Here is a 23,365-nt window from a genome sequence, read left to right on the forward strand (position 1 = left end):
CGCCCGACGAGCGCCAGCGAGGAGGGGGCATGACCTCGCCGATCGGTGGCATCTCCTTCCCGTCCGCGGTCACCGGCCTGGCCGGGGTCACCGGCACGGACGCCACGGACGCCGTCGCCCGGACGCCGGCGGCCGGCGACAACGGGTTCGCGTCGGTGCTCGTGTCCTCGCTGGAGGAGCTGCAGGCCAAGCAGTCGACGTCCGACGGCCTCGCCGTCCAGGCCGCCAGCGGCGACCTGCGCGACGTGCACGACTACATGATCGCGTCCAACGAGGCCCGCCTGGCCACCGAGATGGCCGTGACCATCAAGAACAAGGCCGTCGAGGCCTTCAACGAGATCCTGAGGATGCCGGTCTGATGCCTGCCGCCCTCGCCGGGCCGCTGGAGCGCATCCGCTCCGGGCTCGCCACGATCAGCCTCGGCCAGAAGGTCGTCATCGGCCTGCTCGCTGCCGGGTTGCTCCTCGGCGGCTTCGTGTTCTACCGGTGGATCACCGCGCCGACCTACGCGCCGCTGTTCTCCAACCTGGCCTCGGCCGACGCCTCGGCGATCGTCGAGGAGCTCAACGCGGCCGGGGTCGGCTACGAGCTCGCCGACGGCGGCGGCACGATCATGGTGCCGAACGAGCAGGTCTACGACCTGCGGCTGTCGATGAGCGGCAAGGGGCTGCCCGCCGGCAACGACACCGGGTACGCGCTGCTGGACGAGCAGGGCATCACCACCAGCGAGTTCCAGCAGCAGGTCACCTACCAGCGCGCCCTGCAGGACGAGCTGGCCCGCACCCTGCAGTCGCTGGAGGGCGTGCGCACCGCCGTCGTCCACCTGGCCCTGCCCGAGGAGGAGGTGTTCGCCTCCGACGAGGCCGAGCCCACCGCCTCGGTGCTGCTGGACCTGGCCCCGGGCACCGCGCTGGACAGCGGCCAGGTGCAGGCGGTGACCAACCTGGTCTCCTCGAGCATCGAGGGGATGGACCCCGAGCAGGTCACCGTCGCCGACGCCACCGGCGCGGTGCTCTCCGCACCGGGCCAGGGCGTGACCAGCGCCGCCGGCGACGCCCGCTCCCAGATGGAGCAGGACTACGAGGCCCGGCTGGCCGACAACGCCCAGGTGATCCTCGACCGGGTCTTCGGTCCCGGCCGCGCGCAGGTGTCGGTCCGCGCCGACCTCGACCTGGACCAGCGCAGCACCACCTCGGAGACGCACACCTACGAGGAGGGCACCCCGCCCATCTCGGAGAGCACGACCACCGAGGACTACACCGGCAACGGCGCCGCGGTCGGCGGCATCCTCGGCCCGGAGAACCAGGCCGACGCCGGGGCCGGCACCGGGGACTCCACGTACAACAAGGAGTCCACGACCGCGAACAACGCCGTCGGGACGACGGTGGAGACGGTCGAGGCCGCACCCGGTGCGGTCAACCGGCTGACCGTCTCGGTCGTGATGGACGAGGCCGTGGCCGGCAACGCCAACCAGGCGCAGATCCAGGACCTCATCGGCAACGCCGTCGGTCTGGACGTCGCCCGCGGCGACGACATCACCGTGGCCTCGATGGCCTTCGACACCAGCGCCGCCGACCGGGCCGCCGAGGAGCTCGCGGCGGCCGAGGAGGCCGAGCGGCAGGCCCAGCTGTGGTCGATGGTGAAGACCGGCGGCATCGCCCTCGGCATCGCCCTGCTCGTGCTGGTCGTCTGGCTGCGCTCCCGGCGCCGGCAGGACGACGAGGAGGAGGACTACGAGGCCCTGGAGCTCACCGACGACGTGATGGCCGAGCTGGACCGCATCCGCATCGAGAGCACGCGGGCGGTGCCGGTCGTCGACAACGAGGCCCTGGAGCTCGAGGCCGCCGAGCGGGCCCGGGTCCGCGGCGAGATCGCCGCCATGGTCAACGAGAAGCCCGACGAGGTCGCCGCCATGCTGCGCGGCTGGCTGAGCGAGAGCGGTGTGAAGTGACCGAGCTCGCGAGGTCACAGGGAGACAGAGCACCCCGGGGCACGGCTCCGACGAGCGTCAGCGAGGAGGGGCTGTGACCCTTGCGTCAGTGGAGCAGATGGTCGGGATCACCCCGGCCGCCCAGGAGACCGCCGTCCTCCCGGCCGTGCGGCAGCCCGCGGCGATGCCGGGCCTGCGCAAGGCCGCGGTGTTCATCGCGCAGCTGTCCAAGGAGGAGGCCGGCGCGCTGCTGGCCAAGATGCGGCCGCGCGAGGTCGAGCTGCTGACCCGCGAGCTGATGAAGCTCGGGGCGGTCGAGCCCGACGACGTCGACGGGGTCCTCGAGGAGTTCCACCACCTCATGACCGCCCAGCGGTTCGTGGGACGCGGCGGTGTGGAGTTCGCGCGCGAGATCCTCGCGGCGGGCCTGGGCGAGGACAAGGCCGACGGCATCCTGTCCCGGCTCAACGTCGTCTACACCGAGGTGCCGTTCGCCTCGCTGCGCAACGCCGACGTCCGCCAGCTGGTCACCTTCCTCAAGGACGAGCACCCGCAGGTCATCGCCCTGGTGCTCGCCCACCTGACCGCGGCCCAGTCGGCCGAGGTGCTCTCCGGCTTCGCTCCCGAGCAGCAGGCCGCCGTCGCGCACCGCATCGCGACCATGGACCGCACCTCCCCGGAGATGGTCCGGCTGGTCGAGGAGGAGCTGGGCCGCCGGATGGGCTCGCTGCTGGCCCACCAGGACATGAGCACCGTCGGCGGCGTCGAGACCCTGGTCGAGATCATCAACCGCTCGCCGCGGCCGACCGAGCGCTCGATCCTGGAGTGGCTGGACACCACCGACCCGGAGCTGGCCGACCAGGTCCGCGCGCAGATGTTCGTGTTCGAGGACATCGTCACCATCGACGACCGCTCCCTGCAGCTGGTGCTGCGCGAGGTCGAGGCCAACGACCTGGCGACCGCGCTCAAGGGCGTGCGCCCCGACGTCCGCGACAAGGTCGTCCGGAACCTCTCCGAGCGTGCCGCGGAGAACCTCGCCGAGGAGATCGAGCTGCTCGGCCCGGTCCGCACCCGCACGGTCGAGGAGGCGCAGGCCAAGGTCGTCGGCGTCATCCGCACCCTCGAGGAGCAGGGCGTGCTGACCATCTCGCGGGGCGGTGAGGACGATTTCGTCGCGTGACGACAGCGCCGGGAGCATCGCTGCGAGGAACGAGCGAGGAGCGGACCGGCGCGCGGAGTCGCGCCAGTGGACGTCGCCTGATGGAGGACCCCCTGCGCCCCGCCACTCGCCGGCTGACGTCCGCCCACCACGGGAGTCGCCGCTGCTGCGCGGCGGCACCGCGGCGCAGGCGGCACCCCGGGCGCCGTACACGCGCGCAGTGCCCGTGCCGCCGCAGCAGACCACCGAGCGGCGGACGACGGTGCGCCGCGCGGCCGACGTCCCGGTGCCCGGCGGCCGGACCGCGCTGCGGCTCGGCGACGTCTACGCCGAGGAGCTGGCCCGGCTGCGCGAGCACGCCCGCCAGGAGGGCTACGCCGCCGGCCACGCCGAGGGGGTCCAGGCCGCCGACGCCGTCGTCGCCGAGGCCGAGCGCGCCGCGCAGGCCCGCCTGGCCGAGGTGCAGGCCCGCTGGGAGCGGCGGATGGTCTCGGCCACCGCCGCCCTCGGCGCCGCGGTGACCCAGCTGGAGGAGGCCGCCGTCCCGGTCGCCGAGGACGTCCGCGACTCGGTGATCACCATCGTCACGACCCTCGTCGAGGACCTGCTCTGCCGCGAGCTCGCCCTGGCGGAGGACCCGGTGATGGACGCCGTCCGCCGGGCGCTGACGCTGTGCCCGACCGACGAGCCGGCCGTCGTCCGGCTGCACCCCGACGACCTGGCCGAGCTGCCCGCCGAGGCGCTGGCCGAGCTGCCCGGCACGGTGCGCGTCGTCGGCGACCTCGCCGTGGAGCGCGCCGGCGCGGTCGTCGAGACCGGCCCCGTCCGCGTCGACGCCCAGCTGGGCGCGGCGCTGGAGCGCGTCCGGGCGGTGCTGGCGTCGTGAGCTCACGCGGAGACGCAGCACGCTGCGGCACGACGCCGCCGAGCGCCAGCGAGGAGGAGTCGTGACGCTCGGGCTGCTCGAGCGCGCCCGGGCCGCCGCCCGCCCGCAGGTCACCGGCTCGGTCGTCGGCGCGATGGGCCTGACCCTGTCGGTCGAGGGCGTCGTGGCCGCCGTCGGCGACCTGGTGGAGGTCAACCCCTCACCGCGCGGCGGCCTGCTCGCCGAGGTCGTGGCCGTGTCCCGCGAGCGGCTCACCTGCATGCCGCTCGGTGAGCTCTCCGGCGTGCACGCCGGCGCCCGGGTGCGGGCGACCGGCATGCCGCTGCAGGTGCCGGTGGGCGAGGCGCTGCTCGGCCGGGTGCTCGACGGGCTCGGCCGCCCCGTGGACGGCCGCGGCCCGCTGGACCCGTCGCTGGAATTCGTCGACCTGGCCAGCGAGACGCCGCACGCGCTCACCCGCACCCGCGTCGAGGAGCCGCTGACCTCCGGCGTCCGGGTGCTCGACACGATGGTCCCGCTCGGCAAGGGCCAGCGGCTGGGCATCTTCGCCGGCTCCGGCGTGGGCAAGTCGACCCTGCTGGCCCAGATCACCCGTGGCACCGACGCCGACGTGCGGGTCATCGGGCTGATCGGCGAGCGTGGCCGCGAGGTGCGCGAGTTCCTCGAGGAGAACCTCGGCGCGGAGGGGATGGCGCGCACCGTCGTCGTCGTCGCCACCTCCGACGAGCCACCGCTGGTGCGGCTGAAGGCAGCGTTCGTGGCGACCCGGATCGCCGAGGGTTTCCGCGACCAGGGCCGCGACGTGCTGCTGATGATGGACTCGATCACCCGCACGGCGATGGCCCAGCGCGAGGTCGGCCTGTCCGCGGGCGAGCCCCCGGCGACCCGCGGCTACCCGCCGAGCGTCTTCGCGATGATGCCCCGGCTGCTGGAGAAGGCCGGCACCGCCGCGGTCGGCTCGATCACCGGGCTCTACACCGTGCTGGTGGACGGCGACGACCACAACGAGCCGATCGCCGACACCGCCCGCTCCATCCTCGACGGCCACGTCGTGCTCACCCGCAAGCTCGCCACCGCCGGGCACTTCCCCGCGATCGACGTGCTCGAGTCGATCTCCCGGGTGGCCACCGCGGTCGTCGCGCCGCCGCAGATGGCCGACGCGCGGGAGGTCCGCCGGCTCATGGGGGCGCTGCGCGACGTCAAGGAGCTCATCGAGATCGGCGCCTACCAGGCCGGCACCGACCCGCTGGTCGACCGGGCCCGCCAGCTGGCGCCGGCGATCGAGGCGTTCCTCCAGCAGCCCACCGGCGAGCTCACCCCGGCCCGTGACTCCTGGGCGTGGCTGAACCGCATCGTGCGCTCGTGAGACGGGCGACCTTCCGGCTGCAGCCGGTCCTCGAGCTGCGCCGCACCGAGGAGCGGGCCGCCGCGCTGGCGGCCGCCGACGCCGCCCGGGCGGCCGCCGACGCCGACCGCCGGGCTGCCTCGGCCGAGGCCGCCGCCATCGCGACCGTGCCGACCGGTCCCACCGACTCCCTCGCCTTTGTCGCGATATTGGCGACGGCGCGGCTGGCCGCGGAGGACGCCGCCGCGGCCCGGTCGCTGGCGACCGCGTCGGCCGAGCAGGCCGAGCTGGTCCGGGCGGCGTGGACCTCGGCCGCCCAGCGGACCAAGGGCCTGGAGCGGTTGCGCGAACGTCACGTCCAGGCGGTGCGACTGGCCGAGCAGGCTGCCGAGGAGAGGACCGTGGACGACCTCGTCACCGGCCGCTCCGGCCGCCGCACCCGCACCGACGGGGAGTCGGCGTGGACGGACTGACCGCGGTGCACTCCCGGATCAGCGAGATCCAGACCCGCTTCCTGACCGCGCCGCGCCCGGCGGTGGCGAACGCCGACTGGACGGCGGCCGCCGCGGCCGCCGGGCTGACCGGCGCCGGCGCCGGCGCCACCCCCGCGACCACCGCGGGGACGGCGGGCAGCGCCTCCGAGGGCGCCGTCGTCACCGAGGCGCGGAAGTACCTCGGCGTCCCCTACCTGTGGGGCGGGACCGATCCGGCCAAGGGGCTGGACTGCTCCGGCTTCACGAAGCTGGTCTACGGCAACCTCGGCATCGACCTGCCGCGCACCTCCTCGCAGCAGGCGACGGCCGGCACCGCGGTGGCCTCGCTGGCCGACGCCCGCCCGGGCGACCTGGTGTTCTTCGACTACTCACCGGAGCGCCCCGGGATCGACCACGTCGGCATCTACGTCGGCGACGGCAAGATGATCGCCGCCCCGCAGGCCGGCGAGGTGGTCAAGGTGCAGGACGTGGGGAACCCGTCGGTCATCCGCCGGGTGCTGCCCGCGGAGCCGGCGTCCGCCCGGACCGCGTCGTCCACCGCGTCGCTGTCCGGCGTCCCCTACGCCGACCTGTTCACCCGCGCCGGCGCCCGGCACGGCGTCGACCCCGCGCTGCTCGCGGCCGTCGCGCAGCAGGAGTCCTCCTTCGACGCCGGCGCGGTCTCCCCCGCCGGCGCGCAGGGCCTCATGCAGTTCATGCCCGCCACCGCCCGGGGCCTGGGTGTCGACCCGTTCGACCCGGCCTCGGCCGTCGACGGCGCGGCCCGCTACCTGGCCGAGCTGACCGGGCAGTTCGGCTCCACCGAGCTGGGCCTGGCCGCCTACAACGCCGGGCCCGGCACCGTGCGCCGGTACGGCGGCATCCCGCCCTACGCCGAGACCCAGGACTACGTCCGCTCCGTGATGAGCAAGGCAGAGGCCCTCCGATGACAGCTCCCCTGGCGGCCGCCGCACCGGCGCCTGCGCCCACCGCCGCGGGCCCCGCCGCGACCGGATCGCCCGACGGCGGCGAGCGCTTCGCCTCCGCACTCGACGACGCGGTGTCGCGCGGGCAGGACGGCCCCCGCGGCCGGGAGCGCGCCGCCGAGGACGAGGGCACCCCCGTGGAGCCGGCTCCCGAGGCGCCGGACGGCGAGCAGCCCGTCACCGAGCAGCCCGCCGTCTCCGGCGCCGGCATGCCGCCCGGCTTGTGGGCACTGCTCACGGGCATCGGCCCGGGCGCGCCCGGGCCGGCGAACGCCGTCGCCCACGCGGCCGCCGGCTCCGCGGTCGCCGCGGTCGCCGCGGTCGCCGCGGTCGCCGACGCTGTAGCGGCCGGCAGCGTGGTCACGCCACCCGTCGTCCCGGACGGCGTCCCCGCCGCGGTACCGCCCGCCGCGACGCCCCCCGCCGGCGTCCCCGCACCCGGGACGACCGGGCTCCCGGCCGGTGCGGTCCCCGTCGCGGACACCCCGGCGGCCGGCAGCGTGCTGCCCGGGACCGCCGTACCGGCCCCGGCGGCCGGCGCGGCCACCGACCCGCTCCCGGGGATCACGGTCGTGCTCGCCGGCGCGGACGCGCCGGTCACCCCCGCCCCGACCGCGCCGGCACCCGTGGCCCCGGACGGCGTCGTCCCGCTCCCCCAGCCGGCCGCCCCGTCGGCGACGGCCGACGGCGCGGGCGGCGACACCGGCCCGGCCCCCGACCAGGACACCCCGCTGCCGGCGCCGGCCGCCGCGCCGGCACCCCCCGCGGGAGCTCCCGCCGTCCCGGCTCCCGTCGCGGTGCCACCCGCCGCGGCCGCGGAACCGGCGGCGCCGGCACCGCCGGTCGCCGGCCAGGTCGCGCAGCAGGTCGCCGTCCTGCGCAGCGCCCCGGACGGCACCCACACCATGACCGTGGTGCTCACCCCGGAGACGCTCGGCCCGGTCGAGGTCCAGGTGACGCTCACCCAGGGCACGGTCGAGCTGGCGCTGAAGAGCGCCACCGAGGCCGGCCGCGCGGCCCTGCTGGAGGCCCTGCCCGAGCTGCGCCGCGACCTGGCCGGCGCCGGCCTCAGCCTCACCGAGGCCTCGGTCGACCGCGATCCCGGCGGCTCCTGGGCCTCGGCCCAGCAGCACGCCGCCGGCGACCGCGCCGGCCGGCAGGGGCAGCCCGACGGCCGCGGCCGCCCGTGGCTGCGGGGCACCGACCTCGACGCGGGCCGCAGCGCCCCCGTCGCCACCACCGCCGTCCCGTCGTCCGGCCTGGACGTCCGGGTCTGAGAGGAGCACCGACCGATGACCAGCCCCGTCGGCGGGGTGGGCGGCACCGCCACCACGACCGCCACCAGCACCGTCACCCGCAGCGACCAGATGGGCAAGGACGTGTTCCTGCAGCTCCTGGTGGCCCAGATGCGCTACCAGGACCCGAACAGCCCGACCAGCACCACCGAGTTCATGTCGCAGACCGCGACGTTCACCCAGGTGGAGAAGCTGGAGGAGATCGCCGCGCAGAACGCCTCGCTGGTGGCCCTGCAGCGGTCGCTCAGCGCCGGCGCCCTGGTCGGCCACAGCGTCAGCTACACCGACGAGAAGGGCGCGACCGTGACCGGCACGGTCGGCTCGGTGCGGATCTCCGGTGAGGAGCCCAGTGCCGTCGTCGACGGCGTCGACGTCCCGATCGGCCGGCTGACCGAGGTCTCGCTGCCCGGCACGCGCTGAGCAAGGACCCCCGTGCCCCCCACCGTTCGCACGCTCACGGCGGGGCCCTGCACGGGGGCCACCCCTGATCACCCTATTGAGAGGAGCACCCCGTGCTGCGTTCCATGAACTCCGCGATCTCCGGTCTGCGCGCCCACCAGACCAAGCTCGACGTCACCGGCAACAACATCGCCAACGTCAACACCGTCGGCTACAAGAGCTCGCAGACCGTCTTCGAGGACACCCTGTCCCAGGTCGTGCGCAACGGCTCGGCGCCGTCGGCGCAGGCCGGTGGCACCAACCCGGCCCAGGTCGGCCTGGGCGTCAAGGTCGCCGGCATCACCACCAACTTCGAGCAGGGCGCGGCCCAGAACACCGGCCGGTCGACCGACTTCATGATCAGTGGCGACGGCTTCTTCGTGACCCGCGCCGGCAACGAGCAGGTCTACACCCGCGCCGGGTCGTTCAACTACGACGCCGCGGGCAACCTGGTCACCCCGGACGGCGCCCTGCTGCAGGGCTGGATGGCCGAGGGCGGCGTGGTCGACACCAACGGCGCGATCGAGACCCTCACCGTCCCCTTCGGCGGGGTCATGCAGCCCGAGCGCACCACCACCGGCGCCGTTGTGGGCAACCTCTCCAGCGCGGCGGCCAGCGGCACCGGCGTGCAGACCCAGATCACCGTCTACGACGCCCTGGGCACCGCCAAGCAGGTCACCATCGCGTTCAGCAAGAACGCCGCAGCCAACACCTGGGACGTGCGGACCAGTGACGGGACCAGCACGCTGAACACGCAGGTCACCTTCAGCACCGCCGTCGGCACGGAGGGCGAGCCGGCGACCGGTGCGACCTACGAGTTCACCCCCACCGACGGCGTCTGGCCCGACGGCATCCAGATCGACCTGGCGGAGCTGCGCCAGTTCGGCGGTCCGTCCTCGCTCGCCCCGGCCCGGGTCGACGGCAACGCCATGGGCTCGCTGCAGTCGATCTCGCTCAGCGGCGACGGCACGGTCATGGGCGTCTACTCCAACAACCTGCGCGAGCCGATCGGCAAGATCGCGCTGGCCACCTTCGCCAACCCCGGCGGCCTGGCCAAGGCCGGCAACAGCTCCTACCGCGTCGGCGACAACTCCGGCCAGCCCGCCATCGGCGAGGCCGGGTCCGGCGGTCGCGGCAGCCTGATCGCCGGCGCGCTGGAGATGTCCAACGTCGACCTGGCCGAGGAGTTCACCGGGCTGATCGTCGCCCAGCGCGGCTTCCAGGCCAACAGCCGCGTCATCTCCAGCTCCGACGAGGTGCTCCAGGACCTGGTCAACCTGAAGCGGTAAGTGAAGGACCCTCCTGCCCCCCACCGCTCGCAGGCTCGCGGCGGGCCCCTGCAGGAGGGCCGCCCTCCACGGGTGCCATGCGGCCCGGTACCTCGTCCGAGGTGCCGGGCCGCCGTCGTCGGTACGCCCCGGTGTCCGCGCAGGTCACACCGGTCTCACCCCGGAGGGTGAGGCGCCCTGTTCGGCTCAAGCCGTGCCCGCGCGACGCCGATGACTCCTGCAGACCGGCGGCCCCGCGAGCGGACGCCGCCACCCCCTCCCTATCGACCATGAGGACTCCCCGTGATCCGTGTGACGCGCCTGAACGGAGAGCGGTTCGCGCTCAACCCCGACCTCGTCGAACGGGTCGAGGGCCACCCCGACACCGTCGTGTTCCTGGTCGACGGCACCAAGTACGTCGTCTCGGAGAGCGTCGACGAGGTGCTCGTGGAGATCCGCGAGTACCGCGCCAGCATCCTGGCCACGGCCTACGAGATGGACCGCGGCACCTACCGCTCGCCGTCCCGTTCGACGGAGGACGACGCCCCGCTGGGCACCCGCGCCTCGGTCGTCCCCTTCCCGGCCCGCGAGGAGCGCTGACCCATGGACCCGGCCACCCTGATCGGGTTCGTCATCTCGATGGTCGCCCTGCTGATCTTCATGGTCATGGAGGGCGCCGACCCGATGTCGCTGCTCTTCCTGCCCGCGATCATCCTGGTCATCGTCGCCACCTTCGGCGCGGCGATGTCCGGCCAGACGATGGACGACCTCAAGAAGATGCCCGGCTGGTTCAAGCTGGCCCTCATGCCGGCGAAGGTGCCGGCGGCCACCGAGCAGATCCAGACGCTGGTCAGCCTCGCCGAGAAGGCCCGCAAGGAGGGCCTGCTCGCCCTCGAGGCGCAGGTCAAGGCCATCGAGGACCCGTTCCTCAAGCGCGGCCTGCAGATGGGCATCGACGGCACCGACCCCGAGGAGCTGCGCGCCGTCCTGGAGAGCGAGATCGGCGCCAAGAAGGCCGAGGACAAGGTCGCCGCCAAGTTCATGACGACGATGGGCGGCTACGCCCCCACCATCGGCATCGTCGGCTGCATCGTCGGCCTGATGAACGTGATGGGGAACCTCAGCAACCCCGAGGCGCTGGGCCCCATGATCGCCGCGGCGTTCGTCGCCACGCTGTGGGGCGTCATGGCCGCGAACTTCTGGTTCCTGCCGATGGGCGCCAAGATCGTGCGGGTCAGCGAGCTGCAGGCCGCGCAGATGGAGCTGCTGGTCGAGGGCATCGCCGAGATCCAGGCCGGCACCAGCCCGCGCGCCGTCCGGCTCAAGCTGACCTCCCTCATCCCGCCGAGTGAACTGGCCAAGGAGGCCGCGTGAGCTCCGGCGGCCACGGCCGGCGCCGGGGCAAGAAGCACGAGGAGGAGGAGCACGAGAACCACGAGCGGTGGCTGGTGTCCTACGCGGACATGATGACGCTGCTCCTCGTCCTCTTCGTGGTGCTGTACGCGATGAGCCAGGTGGACAAGCAGAAGTTCGCCCAGCTCGCCAGTGGCCTCTCCGACGCCTTCGGCACGCCGGTCTCGGTGATCCCGGCGCCCACGCCGGACGGCGAGCCGCTCGACGGGCTCCCCGGCGCCATCGACATCGCCTCGGCCATCGCCCCGGAGCAGACCGTCGAGCAGGCCGAGGTCGACGCCGCCGCCGCGGCCGCCGCGCTCGCCGAGGCCCAGCAGGTCGCCGCCGAGGCGCAGGCCCAGTACGAGGACCTGTCCGAGATCCGGGACCAGCTCGACGCGGCCCTGACCGCCGCCGGGTACGCCGGTGCCGCCCGCTACGAGATCGACGAGCGCGGGCTGGTCGTGCACATCGTGGCCGACCAGGTGCTCTTCGACGCGGAGGAGGCCGTGCTGCGGCCCGAGGGTCGGGCCATCCTCGACGCGGTCGCCCCCACGCTGAGCGGGCTGCCCAACGACCTCAACGTCGAGGGGCACGCCAACCACCTGCCGGTCACCCTCGGCGGGATGTGGCCGTCGAACTGGGAGCTGTCGGCCTACCGGGCCACGACCGTCGTCCGCTACCTGGCCGACGGCGGTGTCCCGCAGGACCGGCTGGTCGCCAACGGCTACTCCGACACCCGGCCGCTCGTCGCGACCACCGACCCCGAGGCGATCGGCGTCAACCGCCGCGTCGACGTCGTCGTCATGTCCACCGCCTCTGCCGAGGCCAACGATCTGCTCCCCGGCCTGGACGCCGGCACACCCCAGGAAGGCACCGATGGCTGACAAGAAGAAGGCAGAGACCCCCGAGGACGACGAGGCCAAGGGCGGCGGCAAGAAGAAGCTGCTGGTCATCGGCCTCGTGGTGGCGCTCGCCGTCGCCGGCGCCGCGTACTTCTTCCTCTTCGCCGGCAGCGGCGAGGCCGAGGCGGCCCCGGCCCCCGAGCACGGCGGGTACGTCGCCCTGGAGCCGATCGCGGTCAACCTCGCCGGCGGCGGCTACCTCAAGATCGGCATCACCCTGGACTACACCGTCGCCGCCGCCGGCGACGGGCACGGGGGCGGCGGCGTCGACGGCGCCAAGGCCCTCGACCTGGTGATCGCCACCTACTCCCAGGCCCAGCCGGCCGACGTGGTCGGTGCCCGGGACGCCCTCAAGGAGTCCCTCGAGCAGAAGATCATCGAGGCCTACACGGAGGACGGCGTCCCGCTGGTCATGGGCATCTACCTCACCGAGTACGTCACCCAGTGACCGCCGGGGAGACCGCGGCCACGCGTCTCCCCCGCACCACCCGTCACACCCGTCCGCCCTGACCGGCAGCGCCTCCCGCCGCCGGTCAGGGCGGACTCGTTCCCCGCCGATGACCTCCACGTGACCCGCCCCGAGAACGGACCCGCCCCCTCCGGGCGCAGCCGCCGCGGCGAACCCCGCACGTACGACTTCCGCCGGCCGACGAAGCTCTCCCGCGAGCACGTCCGCGTGCTGCAGATCGCGCAGGAGGCCTTCGCCCGCCAGGCCACCACCGTCCTGACGACGATGCTGCGGGCCGGCGCGCGGCTGGAGCTGCTCGGGATCGAGCAGCACTCCTACGACGACTACGTCACCTCGCTGCCCGACCCGTGCTTCATCGCGACCTTCACCCTCGAGCCGCTGGCCGGCAAGGGCGTGCTGGCCTACCCGCTGGACATCGCGATGGCCGCCGTCGACCACATGCTGGGCGGCTCCGGCGCCGCCGACCAGCCGGACCGGCCGATGACGGTCATGGAGACGGCGATCACCAACCACCTGCTGACCCGGCTGCTGTCGGAGTTCACCGCCTCCTTCGCGCACATCGTCGAGCTGCAGCCCGAGCTCAGCGACGTGGAGTACAACCCGCAGCTGGCCCAGGCCGCGTCCGGCTCGGACACCGTGATGGTCGCCTCGTTCGACATCGGGATCGGCCCCCGCACCGGCGAGGCCACCCTCGTGCTCCCCTTCTCGTCGTTCCAGGGGGCGCTGAGCAATGCCGCCTCCCCGACCCTGTCGGAGTCCGCCCAGGCCAAGCGGCGGCGCGCCTTCGAGGCGCTCAGCGAGCGGCTCACCGAGGTGCCCGTCGACGTGGGCGTGCGGTTCGCCTCGCTCGAGGTCTCCTCCGAGGACCTGCTGTCCCTCGCCGTCGGTGACGTGCTGCTGCTGCGCCACCCGCAGGACGCGCCGCTGGAGGTCACCACCAACGACGTGACGTTCGCCTACGCGATCGCCAGCAACCACCGCCGCCGGCTCGCCGCGGCCATCGTGCCGACCCCGGCCACCTCCTCGCACCGATCCCAGAAGGACACCGCATGAGCGCCACCGTGGAGCACTCGCAGGCCTCCGAGACCGTGATCGCCGTGGTGGCGTCGGCCGCCCGGGCGGCCGCCGCGCTGGTGCCGGCGACGACCGAGCTCGTCCCCGGCGCGCCGGTGAGCGACCCCGACGCCGTCCTCGCGCCGGCCACGGCCGCGACCGCGGTCGCCGCCCGCCTCTCCGGCGAGGTCAGCGGGGACGTCGTCCTGGTCGTCTCGGCCGAGATCGTCGACGCCCTCGCCAACTCCCCCGTCGGCCCGATGGACGTCGCCACCGCGCTGCGCCCCGCCCTCGAGGCCGCCGCCGCGACGCTGGGCCGCGTGCGCGTGGAGGCCGAGCGCACCGAGGAGCCCGACGCCGCGATGGACGGCCTGCGGGACAAGGGCATGTTCGTCGCCGTCCCGCTGCTGGCCGGCGGCGGCACGGTCGAGGCGGTCTTCGCGCTGCAGGTCACACTGCCCCAGGCACGCACCCAGCGCGGCAGCCTGGACCTGCTGCGGCACGTGGCCATGGAGGTCACCGTCGAGATCGGCCGCACCCGGATGACCGTCGGCGAGCTGCTCTCGCTGCACCCCGGCGAGGTCGTCGAGCTCGACCGCGCCGCCAGCGCCCCGGCCGACCTGCTGGTCAACGGCACGCTGATCGCCCGCGGCGAGGTCGTCGTCGTCGACGAGGACTTCGGCCTGCGGATCAGCGAGATCGTCACCGACGCCGCTGCCTCCGAGCTCGGGGGCCAGCAGCCATGACCTGGATGGTCGTCCGGCTGGTGCTCTCGCTGGCCTTCATCGGCGCCGTCCTCTGGTTCGCCGCCCGGGTCGCGCAGAAGCGCGGTGTCGGCCAGGGCAACGGCCTCATCGAGGTGGTCGCCCGGCAGCGCATGGGCCGGGCCAGCAGCGTCAGCGTCGTCCGCATCGCCGACCGTGTGCTGGTCGTCGGCTCCACCGAGGAGCAGGTCACGCTGCTCGCCGAGGTGGACGGCGACCTCGTCGCCGAGGCCATGGCCGAGCGGCGGCCGGCCACCGCCGCGCCGGCCGCGGCCGGGGTGCCCGCGCTCGCCGGCTCGGTGTTCGACCGCAACGGCTGGACGACGTTCGTCGCGCAGCTGCGGGAGCGGACGGTCCGCCGCTGATGACCACCTCCCCCGCCCCGGTCCGGGGCGTCCCGGTCGCGCGGCGCGTGGGGCTGGTCCTGCTGCTCGCGGCGCTGCTCGGCGTCGTGCTCGCGCTGCTGGCCGGCCCGGCGTCCGCGGCCCCCGAGGCGCCGACCGCGCCGACGGCCCCGACCGCCCCCGTGGTGCCCGCCGTCGAGGGCGGCGTGGACATCTCCATCGGCGGCGGCAGCCCCAGCACCTCGATCACCCTGATCCTCGCGATCACCGTGCTCTCGGTGGCGCCGGCGGTGATGCTGCTGGCCACCTCGTTCACCAAGATCATCGTGGTGCTGTCGCTGACCCGGAACGCGCTGGGCATGCAGATGTCGCCGCCGAACACCGTGCTCACCGGCATCGCGCTGTTCCTGACGCTGTTCGTCATGGGCCCGGTGTTCTCCGAGATGAACGAGATCGCCGTCCAGCCCTACCTCAACGGGGCCATGACGGTGACGCAGGCCTACGACACCGGCGTCGTGCCGCTGCGGGAGTTCCTGCTCGACAACACCCGCGAGGACGAGCTGTCGCTGATGGTCGGGCTCTCCGGCGAGGAGGCCCCGGCCGACGCCGCCGCGGTGAGCATGACGACGCTGGTGCCCGCGTTCGTGCTCTCGGAGCTCAAGAGCGCGTTCATCATCGGGCTGGTCGTGTTCATCCCGTTCCTGGTGCTGGACATGCTGGTCAGCGCCGCGCTCATGTCGATGGGCATGATGATGGTGCCGCCGGTGATCGTCTCCCTGCCGTTCAAGCTGCTGCTGTTCGTGGTGGTCGACGGCTGGGCGCTGATCACGACGGCGCTGGTGGGGAGCTACGGGTGAGTGCCACGAAGACGACGCGCGAGCGAGCATCGCAGGGAGCGCCAGCGACCGAGGAGCGGAACGAGCGCGGAGTCGAGTCATGAGCGACGCCGACGTCACCGAGATCGCCGTCCAGACGATGCTGGTCGCGGCCAAGGTCGCCGCCCCGGTGCTGCTGACCGCCCTGCTGGTCGGCTTCCTCATCTCGCTGTTCCAGGCGGCCACGCAGATCCAGGAACCGACGCTGTCCTTCGTCCCGAAGGTCATCGCGGTGGCGATCGCGCTGCTGGTCACGGGCAACTGGGTGCTCTCCGAGCTGGTCACGTTCACCCAGAACCTGTTCGACTCGCTGCCGCGGCTGCTCGACCGGACGTAGCGACCGTGGACCTCGAGGTCCCGGCCGGCTCGCTGGTGGCACTGCTGCTCGGCACCGCCCGGGCCACCGGCTTCGTCCTGCTCGCCCCGCCGTTCAACTCCCGGAGCATCCCGGCCCCGGTGAAGGGGGCGCTGGCGCTGGCCCTGTCGGTCGCGCTGATGACCCGCATCGCCCCGGACCTGCCCGAGCCGACCACCGGGTTCCTCGTGGTCGGGGCGGTCACCGAGGTCGCCATCGGTGCGGCGCTGGGCTTCGTCGTCCAGGTGCTGTTCGCCGCCATCCAGTACGCCGGCGACCTCATCGACCTCACCGGCGGCTTCTCGCTGCAGCCGGCCTACGACCCGCTGTCCATGACGACCAGCTCCTCGGTCGGCCGGCTCCACCACCTCCTCGCCGTGACCCTGCTGTTCACCAGCGGCGGGCACCTGCTGATCGTGCGCGGCTTCGCCACCTCCTACGAGGGGCTGCCGGTCGGCGGGACGGTGCCCACCGAGCAGCTGGCCCAGGTGCTCATCACCGCGCTGTCGCTGATGTTCCTGGCGGCGCTGCAGATCGCCGGCCCGATGGTCGCGGTGCTGCTGCTCGCCGACGTCGCGCTGGCGCTGCTGTCCCGGGCCGCACCCGCGCTCAACATCTTCTCCTTCGGCTTCCCGGTGAAGATCATGCTGACGCTGGCGCTGCTGGGCCTGACCTTCCCGCTGCTGCCCCCGGCCCTGGACTCGCTGCTGGAGCACGCGGCCCGGGCGATGGTCTCCCTGCGGAGCGGGTGAGCCGTGGCCAAGGACGGTCCCGGCGGTGAGAAGACAGAGGACCCGACTCCGCAGCGCCTGAAGAAGGCGCGCAAGGACGGCCAGATCCCGCGGACCCAGGAGCTGGGCACCTGGGCCGGCGTCGCGGTGGCGAGCTTCCTGCTGCCGATGCTGGCCCGCACGGCCTTCGACGAGGTCGGCCGGATGTTCGTGCAGGTCGGCGTGGTGGTCGCCGAGCCCGAGGTCGAGGCGGTGACGGCGCTGCTCGGCCAGGCGCTGAGCACCTTCGTCACCGTCGCGCTGCCGACGGCGGTGGCCCTGATGGTCGTGGGCGTCGTCGCCTCGGCCGCGCAGGGCGGGGTCACCGTGACCAGCAAGCCGATGAAGCCGACGCTGAAGAAGCTCAACCCCTTCCCGGGCATCAAGCGGATGTTCGGCGGCCACGGACTGTGGGAGGCGACCAAGGCGGTCATCAAGACCGCGGCGCTGGGCACGGTCGTCGTCGTCACCAGCGACCGGGCGCAGGAGCTGGTGTCCTCGGCCGGCGCGCTGCCGCTGTCGGCGGTCACGGCCACCTTCGCCGACTCCGCCGTCCTGATGTTCCGCGTCGTCGCGGTCACCGGCCTCGGCATCGCGATCGCCGACTACGTCGTCGTCCGCAAGCAGATCATGAAGCAGCTCAAGATGAGCAAGTACGAGATCCAGCAGGAGCACAAGAACTCCGAGGGCGACCCGCACGTCAAGGCGCAGCGACGGGCGACCCAGATGGCGATGTCGCGCAACCGGATGATGGCCGAGGTCGCCGACGCCGACGTCCTGCTGGTCAACCCCACCCACGTCGCCGTCGCGCTCAAGTACCAGCCCGACCGCGGCGCCCCGCGCGTGGTCGCCAAGGGCGCCGACGAGGTCGCCGCCAAGCTCCGCGAGCGCGCGGCCGAGGCCCGGGTGCCGCTGGTGCAGGACGTCCCGCTGGCCCGGGCGCTGCACGCCTCCTGCGAGATCGGCCAGGAGGTGCCCGCGCAGCTGTTCACCGCCGTGGCCCGGGTGCTGGCCTTCGTCATGCAGCTGTCCGCCCGCGGGGTGCAGGGCGGTTTCCACCGGCCCGGCTTCGCCGCGCCGGACGTCGGGGACCTCCCCCGGGCGGGCGCACGCCGCTGACGCGGGGCGGCTGGGGCGGGCGTGACGGCTGGGGCGGACGGCGGTGCCCCTGGGTGCCCGCTCTGCCGATGAGGGTCCCGTGCAGAAGCTGACGAAGGCCGCCGTCCCGATCGGCGTGGTGGCCATCGTCCTGATGCTCGTCGTGCCGCTGCCGGCCGCGGTGCTGGACCTGCTGCTCGGCCTGAACATCACCGCGTCGCTGCTGATCCTGCTGGTGGCCATGCAGATCCGGCGGCCGCTGGACTTCGCCGTCTTCCCGTCGCTGATCCTCATCGCGACGCTGTTCCGGCTGGCGCTCAACGTCTCCTCGACGCGGCTGGTCCTCACCGACGGCTACGCCGGGAAGGTCATCGAGGCCTTCGGGCACTTCGTGATCGGCGGCTCGCTGATCGTCGGTCTGGTGATCTTCGTGATCCTGACGATCATCCAGTTCGTCGTGATCACGAACGGTGCCGGCCGGGTCGCCGAGGTCGGCGCCCGCTTCACCCTCGACGCGATGCCCGGCAAGCAGATGGCGATCGACGCCGACCTCAACGCCGGCCTGATCAACGAGAAGCAGGCGCGCAAGCGGCGCACCGAGGTCACCGCCGAGGCCGACTTCTACGGCTCGATGGACGGCGCCTCGAAGTTCGTCAAGGGCGACGCCATCGCGGCCATCATCATCACGCTGATCAACCTGATCGGCGGCATGGCGATCGGCGTCATGCAGCTGGGCATGGCCCCCGGCGACGCCGTCTCCACCTACTCGCTGCTGACCGTCGGCGACGGCCTGGTCTCCCAGATCCCCGCGCTGCTGCTGTCGACCGCGACCGGCATCATCGTCACCCGCTCGGCCTCCGACGGGGACATGGGCACGGACCTGATCGCCCAGCTCGGCCGCTTCAAGCAGCCGGTGCGGATCGCCGGCGGCGCCTCGCTGGCGCTGTGCCTGATCCCCGGCCTGCCCAAGCTGCCGTTCCTGGTCATCGGGGGGCTGTTCATGCTCATGGCCTCCCGCATGCAGGAGACCACGGACGTCGACGAGGACGCCGACCCGCAGGCCGCCGTGGACGACGAGCCCAAGCCCGACTCCCCCGAGGCGATCGCCGAGAAGATGCGGGTCGACCCGCTCGAGCTCGAGGTGGCCTACGACCTGGTCGACCTGGTCGACGCCTCCCGCGGCGGTGACCTGCTGGACCGGGTCAAGGCGCTGCGCCGGAAGGTCGCGATGGAGACCGGCCTGGTGATCCCCCTGGTGCGCACCCGCGACAACCTCGACCTGCCGGCCTCGCAGTACGTCATCTGGCTCAACGGCGTCCCCGCGGCCAAGGGCACCTCGCCGGCCGGCACCGTGCTGGCGATCGGCGACATGCTCGACGGGCTGCCCGGCCGGGCCACCCGCGAGCCGGTGTTCGGGCTGCCCGCCAAGTGGGTGCCGATGGAGCTGCAGCGGCAGGCCGAGATGGCCGGCGCCACCGTCGTCGACCGCTCCTCGGTCATCACCACGCACCTGGCCGAGGTCGTCCGGCAGAACGCCGCGGACCTGCTCGGCCGGGAGGACGTGCGGCTGCTGGTCGAGATGGTCAAGCGGACCCACCCGATCGTCGTCGAGGAGCTCACCCCGACGCTGCTCACGCTCGGCGAGATCCAGCGGGTGCTGCACGGGCTGCTGGCCGAGAACGTCTCCATCCGCGACCTGGTGCGCATCTTCGAGGCGCTCTCGGTGCGGGCGAAGACCTCCACCGACGTCGACGGCCTGATCGAGGCCGCCCGGGCGGCACTGGGGTCGGCGATCAGCCAGCCCTACGTCACGCCCGACGAGCGGCTGCACGTCATGACCCTCGACCCGGCGTTCGAGCAGCGCCTGCTCGAGGCCGTGCGGCAGAGCGAGGGCGGTCAGGTCCTCGCGCTGGACGCCGGCACGGTCGACGCGCTGGTCAACGGCTGCAGCGGCCTGCTGACCGACGCCGAGCGGCTGGGCCTGGCCCCGGTGCTGGTGTGTTCCCCGCAGGTCCGGGCCGCGCTGTCCCGCCTGATGCGTCAGATCCTCCCCCGCCTGCCGGTGATCTCCTACACCGAGGTCTCCCGGACGGCCCAGATCGAGTCACTGGGAGTGGTGAACGGTGCCGTTGCCGTCCGTTGAGGCCGCCAGCCGCGAGGGCGCCATCGCCGCCGCGCGGGAGCAGTACGGCTCGTCCGTCCGCATCGTGGGGATCCGCCGGGTCCGCACCGGCGGGGTGATGGGCTTCTTCACCACCGAGCGCTTCGTGGCCGAGGTCGAGGAGCCCCCGGCGCCCGCGCCGGCGGTCGAGCGGCGCCCCGCGTCGAAGGCCGAGTCGATGGCCCGCATCGAGGCCGCGCTGCGCCGGGACCCGGTGCTGCCCGACCCGGTCGACGAGGTGGCCGACCTGCTCGGTGGCCGAGCCGACCAGCCCGCCGTCGGGCTGTACTCCCGCACGTCCGCGCCGCGCACCGCCCGCCCGGCCGCGGCGAAGGGCTTCCGGACGGCGGCTCCGAAGGCGCCGGCCGCGGCCGCCGCGCCGGCCCCGGCGCCCGCTCCCGTGGTGGACGACGCCCCGCTGTCACCCTCGCCGTTCACCGCGGCGCTGGCGCAGATGGTCGCCCGCGACGTCGACGTGCGCGAGGCCGTGGACGACGCGATCGCGGCGGTCGCGGCTGCTGCTCCGGCGCCCGCTGCTCCTGCCGCACCTGCTCCGGCCCCGGCGGCGCCCCCGCCCGCTACCGCTGCTCCCGCCGCTGCCGTCGTCCCGCCCGCTCCGGCTCCGGTCACGCCGGCCCCGGCTGCACCGGCCCCCGCCTGGGAGGCCGAGCTGCCGCCGGCGGCCCCGCCCGCGCCGGCCGTCGTCCCCCCGTCGGCCCCCGCCGCCCGGCCCGCCGCGGCCACCGTCCCCCCGCTGCCCGAGCCGGTCACCGTCCCGGAGTGGGTGCACGAGCCGGACCTCAGCACCGGCCCGGTCACCTCCCGCGAGGAGGCGATCGCCGAGGTGCTGCGCGCGGCGCTGGCCCACGACACCTCCGAGGCGGCGCTGACCCAGCTGCTGCGGGGCGTGCTGGCCGGGTCCGCGCCGGCCGAGCAGGACGCCGACGCGGCCGACGGCGCGTGGGACGAGTTCGCCGAGGCGCACACCGCCGAGATCCCCGTGTGGGTCGACGCGACCGCCGAGGCCGACGAGTGGGAGGTGGACGCCGACGTCCTGGCCCCGACCGCCAGCGACCCGGCCCCGCTCCCCCTCGACGCCACCACGGTGCTGCCGCCGCTGTCGCTGCTCCCGCCGCGGGCGCCGGGCACCGCGCTGGCCGTCCCGCCGCTGCTGTCGCGGCCGCCGGTGCCGCCGGCGATCGGCCGCGGCCCGGGCCAGTCGGTCGCCCGTGCGTCGCAGCCGGCCGCGGACTCCCGGCTGGCCACCGTGACCCGGTTGCCGGTGGACAAGCGCGCCGCCGCATGGCGCCGGTCCGCGCCGATGGTGGTGCCCTCGGTGCGGGGCCGGTCGACGTCCGCGGTCGCCAGCGGTCCGCTCCCCGGCGCGGCCGAGGACGCCCTGATCTGCCGGCTGCTGGAGCTCGGCGTGCCCGAGCAGCTGCTCGGCGAGGACTTCGCCGTCGAGGTCACCCGGTCCGGCGCCTACGCCGCGCTGACCCGCGCACTGGCCGCCGGCCTCCCCGCGGCGCCGGCGCTGCCCTCCGGTGCCGGTGAGGTGCTGCTGGTCGTGGGGCCCGGCGTCGAGACCCTCGCCGCCGCACGCTCCCTGGCCGCCTCGCTGCGGCTGGACGGCGAGCAGCTGCAGTGGGCCTCCCGCGGCGACCTGGCCGCGCTGGCCCCGCGCAGCAACCGGATCACCAGCATCGACACCGCGCTGGAGCGCAAGCAGAATGCCGACCGGTCCAGCGCGCTGACGATCGTGGCGGTCGACGTCCCGCTGCGCGCCGGTGGCGGTGCCTGGCTGGAGCAGATGGTCGCGGTGTTCGCACCGGTCGGCGTGTGGGCGGTCGTCGAGGCCACCCGCAAGCCCGAGGACGTCGGCCCGTGGCTGGACGCGCTGCCCCGCGTGGACGCGCTCATGGTCCAGGACACCGACCTGACCGCCGACCCGGCCGCCGTCCTGGGCCGGACCGCCACGCCCGTGGCCCTCCTCGACGGTGCGCGGGCGACCGCCCACCGCTGGGCGTCGCTGCTCTGCGAGCGGCTGGAGACCGCGGGGGCATGAGCCCGCTGCGCTGGGACGTGCTGGCGGTGTCGCTCCTCCTGGCCCTGCCGGTGCTGGCCCTCGGGCTGCGCGGTGACCTGTCCGGCGACGACGTCGTCGTGCGGCTGCCGTGGTGCCTGGCGGCGGGCTGGGCTGCGGTGGCGCTGCTGCGCTGGGCCGCCATCCCGCGCCCGCCGGCCGCCCCGACCCCTGCCGAGGACGATCTCACCCCGACGGTCTGACCCCGGCGACCGCCGCCCGGCTCGGCACTCTCGCGCGGTTCCTGAAGCACGCGCGCTGCTGCAGCAGCGCCACGACGTCGGGAACAGCGCCAGAGTGGTCGCCGTCCACAGATCCGGTTGATCGCTCCCCCGGCCCCGGCGTGGCCACCAGGCTGGAGGCGTGACAGCCCCGGATCACGAGCCGCCGTTCCTCCTGCGCCGGGCGGACGCGCTGACCGGGGGCTTCGACGACGCGGAGCTCGCCCGGATGGTGCGCCGCGGGGAGCTCCGCCGCCTGCAGCGCGGTACCTACGCGCACTCGCCGGCGGACCTGCCCACGGACGCCGCCGCGAGACATCGCCTCACCGTGCTGGCCACGATGCCCGGACTCCGGGTACCCGCGGTGGTGAGCCACCTCTCGGCCGCGGTCCTGCACGGCCTGCCCGTGTGGGGGGTGCTGCTCGCCCGCGTCCACGTCACTCGCCGCCCGCCGGTGAGTGGCACCGGCAGCACGCGCTTGCGACAGCACGTGGCACGGGTGCCGGAGAACCACCTCACCCTGGTCGACGGGGTCGAGACCACGAGCGTCACGCGGACCGTGGTGGACGTCGCCCGGTCGGTGCCCTTCGAGTCCGCCGTCGTGCTCGCCGACCACGCGCTCCGGTCGGGCAGCACCACCCGGCAGGACCTCGTGGACTGCGTCACGCGGATGGGTCGGATCCCCGGGATCCGCGCCGCCGCGCGGGTGGTCGACTTCGCCGACCCGCTCAGCGAGAGCGTGGGTGAGAGCCGCAGCAGGGTGCTGATCCACCGGCTGGGACTCCGGCCGCCCGACCTGCAGGTGCGGGTCCGCCGCCGCGACGGCAGCGTCATGGCCCGCTGCGACTTCGGCTGGGAGGTGCACCGCACCCTCGGGGAGTTCGACGGGCGGGTGAAGTACGGTCGGCTCCTGGGACCGGGGCAGGAGCCAGGTGACGTCGTCTTCAGGGAGAAGCGGCGGGAGGACGAGCTGCGCGACCACCGCTGGCAGGTCGTCCGCTGGACATGGGACGACCTCGATCGCCCGCGCGGCGTCGGCGATCGCCTCCTGCGGGCCTTCGCCCGGGGCGGCCGCTGACTCTCGCGCGGTTCCCC

The 23,365-nt window shown here is 74.2% G+C and carries 25 protein-coding genes; all 25 read left to right on the forward strand.

The genetic code is table 11. The features are described 5' to 3' along the window. Window positions 1-29: 29 nt before the first annotated feature. The 25 genes from fliE (at window position 30) to BLR12_RS01410 (ending at window position 23,348) form a co-directional block, all read left to right on the forward strand. Window positions 30-359, forward strand: coding sequence for a flagellar hook-basal body complex protein FliE (fliE, locus tag BLR12_RS01290; protein WP_091372422.1), 330 nt, complete (start codon window positions 30-32; stop codon window positions 357-359). Beyond that, complete coding sequence (gene fliF, locus BLR12_RS01295; protein ID WP_091372425.1) at window positions 359-1,951, forward strand: flagellar basal-body MS-ring/collar protein FliF; 1,593 nt, start codon at window positions 359-361, stop codon at window positions 1,949-1,951. Before fliE ends, fliF begins: the two co-directional genes overlap by 1 nt. A 73-nt stretch (window positions 1,952-2,024) precedes the next feature. Continuing rightward, window positions 2,025-3,110 carry a flagellar motor switch protein FliG gene (fliG, locus tag BLR12_RS01300; RefSeq protein WP_091372428.1) on the forward strand — a complete coding sequence of 362 codons (1,086 nt, stop codon included), beginning with the start codon at window positions 2,025-2,027 and terminating at the stop codon, window positions 3,108-3,110. Window positions 3,111-3,309: 199 nt separating this feature from the next. Beyond that, entirely contained in the window at window positions 3,310-3,975 is a 666-nt protein-coding gene (locus BLR12_RS01305; RefSeq protein ID WP_091372432.1) for a FliH/SctL family protein, read from the forward strand. 61 nt (window positions 3,976-4,036) lie between these two features. Continuing rightward, window positions 4,037-5,341 (forward strand): FliI/YscN family ATPase, encoded by a 1,305-nt coding sequence (locus BLR12_RS01310; protein ID WP_091372433.1) that lies wholly within the window; start codon window positions 4,037-4,039, stop codon window positions 5,339-5,341. Continuing rightward, on the forward strand, window positions 5,338-5,793 hold the full coding sequence (locus BLR12_RS01315; protein WP_091372436.1) for a flagellar export protein FliJ: 456 nt from the start codon (window positions 5,338-5,340) through the stop codon (window positions 5,791-5,793). Before BLR12_RS01310 ends, BLR12_RS01315 begins: the two co-directional genes overlap by 4 nt. After that, a complete protein-coding gene (locus tag BLR12_RS01320) occupies window positions 5,781-6,743 on the forward strand; it encodes a transglycosylase SLT domain-containing protein (protein WP_091372438.1) in 963 nt (320 codons plus the stop codon). Before BLR12_RS01315 ends, BLR12_RS01320 begins: the two co-directional genes overlap by 13 nt. Next, complete coding sequence (locus BLR12_RS01325; protein WP_091372441.1) at window positions 6,740-8,056, forward strand: flagellar hook-length control protein FliK; 1,317 nt, start codon at window positions 6,740-6,742, stop codon at window positions 8,054-8,056. The genes BLR12_RS01320 and BLR12_RS01325 overlap by 4 nt, the downstream gene beginning before the upstream one ends. A gap of 15 nt (window positions 8,057-8,071) precedes the next feature. Beyond that, window positions 8,072-8,494: a flagellar hook capping FlgD N-terminal domain-containing protein gene (locus BLR12_RS01330; RefSeq protein ID WP_091372444.1), complete on the forward strand. Its 423-nt coding sequence runs from the start codon at window positions 8,072-8,074 to the stop codon at window positions 8,492-8,494. A gap of 92 nt (window positions 8,495-8,586) precedes the next feature. Continuing rightward, window positions 8,587-9,801: a flagellar hook protein FlgE gene (locus BLR12_RS01335; RefSeq protein ID WP_091372446.1), complete on the forward strand. Its 1,215-nt coding sequence runs from the start codon at window positions 8,587-8,589 to the stop codon at window positions 9,799-9,801. A gap of 282 nt (window positions 9,802-10,083) precedes the next feature. Then, a complete protein-coding gene (locus BLR12_RS01340) occupies window positions 10,084-10,380 on the forward strand; it encodes a flagellar FlbD family protein (protein WP_091372450.1) in 297 nt (98 codons plus the stop codon). A gap of 3 nt (window positions 10,381-10,383) precedes the next feature. Then, window positions 10,384-11,154 (forward strand): motility protein A, encoded by a 771-nt coding sequence (locus BLR12_RS01345; protein ID WP_091372452.1) that lies wholly within the window; start codon window positions 10,384-10,386, stop codon window positions 11,152-11,154. Beyond that, window positions 11,151-12,059 carry an OmpA/MotB family protein gene (locus BLR12_RS01350; RefSeq protein ID WP_091372455.1) on the forward strand — a complete coding sequence of 303 codons (909 nt, stop codon included), beginning with the start codon at window positions 11,151-11,153 and terminating at the stop codon, window positions 12,057-12,059. The genes BLR12_RS01345 and BLR12_RS01350 overlap by 4 nt, the downstream gene beginning before the upstream one ends. Next, complete coding sequence (gene fliL / locus BLR12_RS01355; RefSeq protein ID WP_091372456.1) at window positions 12,052-12,525, forward strand: flagellar basal body-associated FliL family protein; 474 nt, start codon at window positions 12,052-12,054, stop codon at window positions 12,523-12,525. Before BLR12_RS01350 ends, fliL begins: the two co-directional genes overlap by 8 nt. 120 nt (window positions 12,526-12,645) lie before the next feature. Beyond that, window positions 12,646-13,599: a flagellar motor switch protein FliM gene (locus tag BLR12_RS01360; RefSeq protein ID WP_091372459.1), complete on the forward strand. Its 954-nt coding sequence runs from the start codon at window positions 12,646-12,648 to the stop codon at window positions 13,597-13,599. Further along, a complete protein-coding gene (gene fliN, locus BLR12_RS01365; protein WP_091372461.1) occupies window positions 13,596-14,345 on the forward strand; it encodes a flagellar motor switch protein FliN in 750 nt (249 codons plus the stop codon). Before BLR12_RS01360 ends, fliN begins: the two co-directional genes overlap by 4 nt. Next, window positions 14,342-14,728 (forward strand): flagellar biosynthetic protein FliO, encoded by a 387-nt coding sequence (fliO, locus tag BLR12_RS01370; protein WP_091372463.1) that lies wholly within the window; start codon window positions 14,342-14,344, stop codon window positions 14,726-14,728. Before fliN ends, fliO begins: the two co-directional genes overlap by 4 nt. Then, window positions 14,728-15,564, forward strand: coding sequence for a flagellar type III secretion system pore protein FliP (fliP, locus tag BLR12_RS01375; RefSeq protein WP_091372466.1), 837 nt, complete (start codon window positions 14,728-14,730; stop codon window positions 15,562-15,564). Before fliO ends, fliP begins: the two co-directional genes overlap by 1 nt. Window positions 15,565-15,643: 79 nt before the next feature. Continuing rightward, on the forward strand, window positions 15,644-15,919 hold the full coding sequence (gene fliQ / locus BLR12_RS01380; RefSeq protein ID WP_091372469.1) for a flagellar biosynthesis protein FliQ: 276 nt from the start codon (window positions 15,644-15,646) through the stop codon (window positions 15,917-15,919). A 5-nt stretch (window positions 15,920-15,924) separates the two neighbouring features. Then, a complete protein-coding gene (gene fliR / locus BLR12_RS01385; protein ID WP_091372471.1) occupies window positions 15,925-16,689 on the forward strand; it encodes a flagellar biosynthetic protein FliR in 765 nt (254 codons plus the stop codon). Between the two features lie 3 nt (window positions 16,690-16,692). Continuing rightward, on the forward strand, window positions 16,693-17,826 hold the full coding sequence (locus BLR12_RS01390) for an EscU/YscU/HrcU family type III secretion system export apparatus switch protein (RefSeq protein WP_091372474.1): 1,134 nt from the start codon (window positions 16,693-16,695) through the stop codon (window positions 17,824-17,826). Between the two features lie 79 nt (window positions 17,827-17,905). Next, on the forward strand, window positions 17,906-19,948 hold the full coding sequence (gene flhA, locus BLR12_RS01395; protein WP_091372476.1) for a flagellar biosynthesis protein FlhA: 2,043 nt from the start codon (window positions 17,906-17,908) through the stop codon (window positions 19,946-19,948). After that, the gene (locus tag BLR12_RS01400; RefSeq protein WP_091372479.1) at window positions 19,929-22,031 is read left to right on the forward strand and encodes a hypothetical protein; all 2,103 of its coding nucleotides are present in this window, start codon (window positions 19,929-19,931) and stop codon (window positions 22,029-22,031) included. The genes flhA and BLR12_RS01400 overlap by 20 nt, the downstream gene beginning before the upstream one ends. Further along, window positions 22,028-22,252, forward strand: coding sequence for a hypothetical protein (locus BLR12_RS01405; protein WP_091372481.1), 225 nt, complete (start codon window positions 22,028-22,030; stop codon window positions 22,250-22,252). The genes BLR12_RS01400 and BLR12_RS01405 overlap by 4 nt, the downstream gene beginning before the upstream one ends. Before the next feature lie 160 nt (window positions 22,253-22,412). Continuing rightward, entirely contained in the window at window positions 22,413-23,348 is a 936-nt protein-coding gene (locus BLR12_RS01410; RefSeq protein WP_091372483.1) for a type IV toxin-antitoxin system AbiEi family antitoxin domain-containing protein, read from the forward strand. Window positions 23,349-23,365: the final 17 nt, after the last annotated feature.

Source organism: Geodermatophilus sp. DSM 45219 (assembly GCF_900104025.1).
Classification (GTDB): domain Bacteria; phylum Actinomycetota; class Actinomycetes; order Mycobacteriales; family Geodermatophilaceae; genus Geodermatophilus.

Bases quoted from the DNA above. Each gene is read 5' to 3' on its own strand.
- BLR12_RS01345 (WP_091372452.1), top strand. From the start codon at position 10,384: ATGGACCCGGCCACCCTGATCGGGTTCGTCATCTCGATGGTCGCCCTG.
- BLR12_RS01405 (WP_091372481.1), top strand. From the start codon at position 22,028: ATGAGCCCGCTGCGCTGGGACGTGCTGGCGGTGTCGCTCCTCCTGGCC.
- fliQ (WP_091372469.1), top strand. From the start codon at position 15,644: ATGAGCGACGCCGACGTCACCGAGATCGCCGTCCAGACGATGCTGGTC.
- fliO (WP_091372463.1), top strand. From the start codon at position 14,342: ATGACCTGGATGGTCGTCCGGCTGGTGCTCTCGCTGGCCTTCATCGGC.
- fliP (WP_091372466.1), top strand. From the start codon at position 14,728: ATGACCACCTCCCCCGCCCCGGTCCGGGGCGTCCCGGTCGCGCGGCGC.
- BLR12_RS01330 (WP_091372444.1), top strand. From the start codon at position 8,072: ATGACCAGCCCCGTCGGCGGGGTGGGCGGCACCGCCACCACGACCGCC.
- fliL (WP_091372456.1), top strand. From the start codon at position 12,052: ATGGCTGACAAGAAGAAGGCAGAGACCCCCGAGGACGACGAGGCCAAG.
- fliE (WP_091372422.1), top strand. From the start codon at position 30: ATGACCTCGCCGATCGGTGGCATCTCCTTCCCGTCCGCGGTCACCGGC.
- fliN (WP_091372461.1), top strand. From the start codon at position 13,596: ATGAGCGCCACCGTGGAGCACTCGCAGGCCTCCGAGACCGTGATCGCC.
- BLR12_RS01325 (WP_091372441.1), top strand. From the start codon at position 6,740: ATGACAGCTCCCCTGGCGGCCGCCGCACCGGCGCCTGCGCCCACCGCC.
- fliF (WP_091372425.1), top strand. From the start codon at position 359: ATGCCTGCCGCCCTCGCCGGGCCGCTGGAGCGCATCCGCTCCGGGCTC.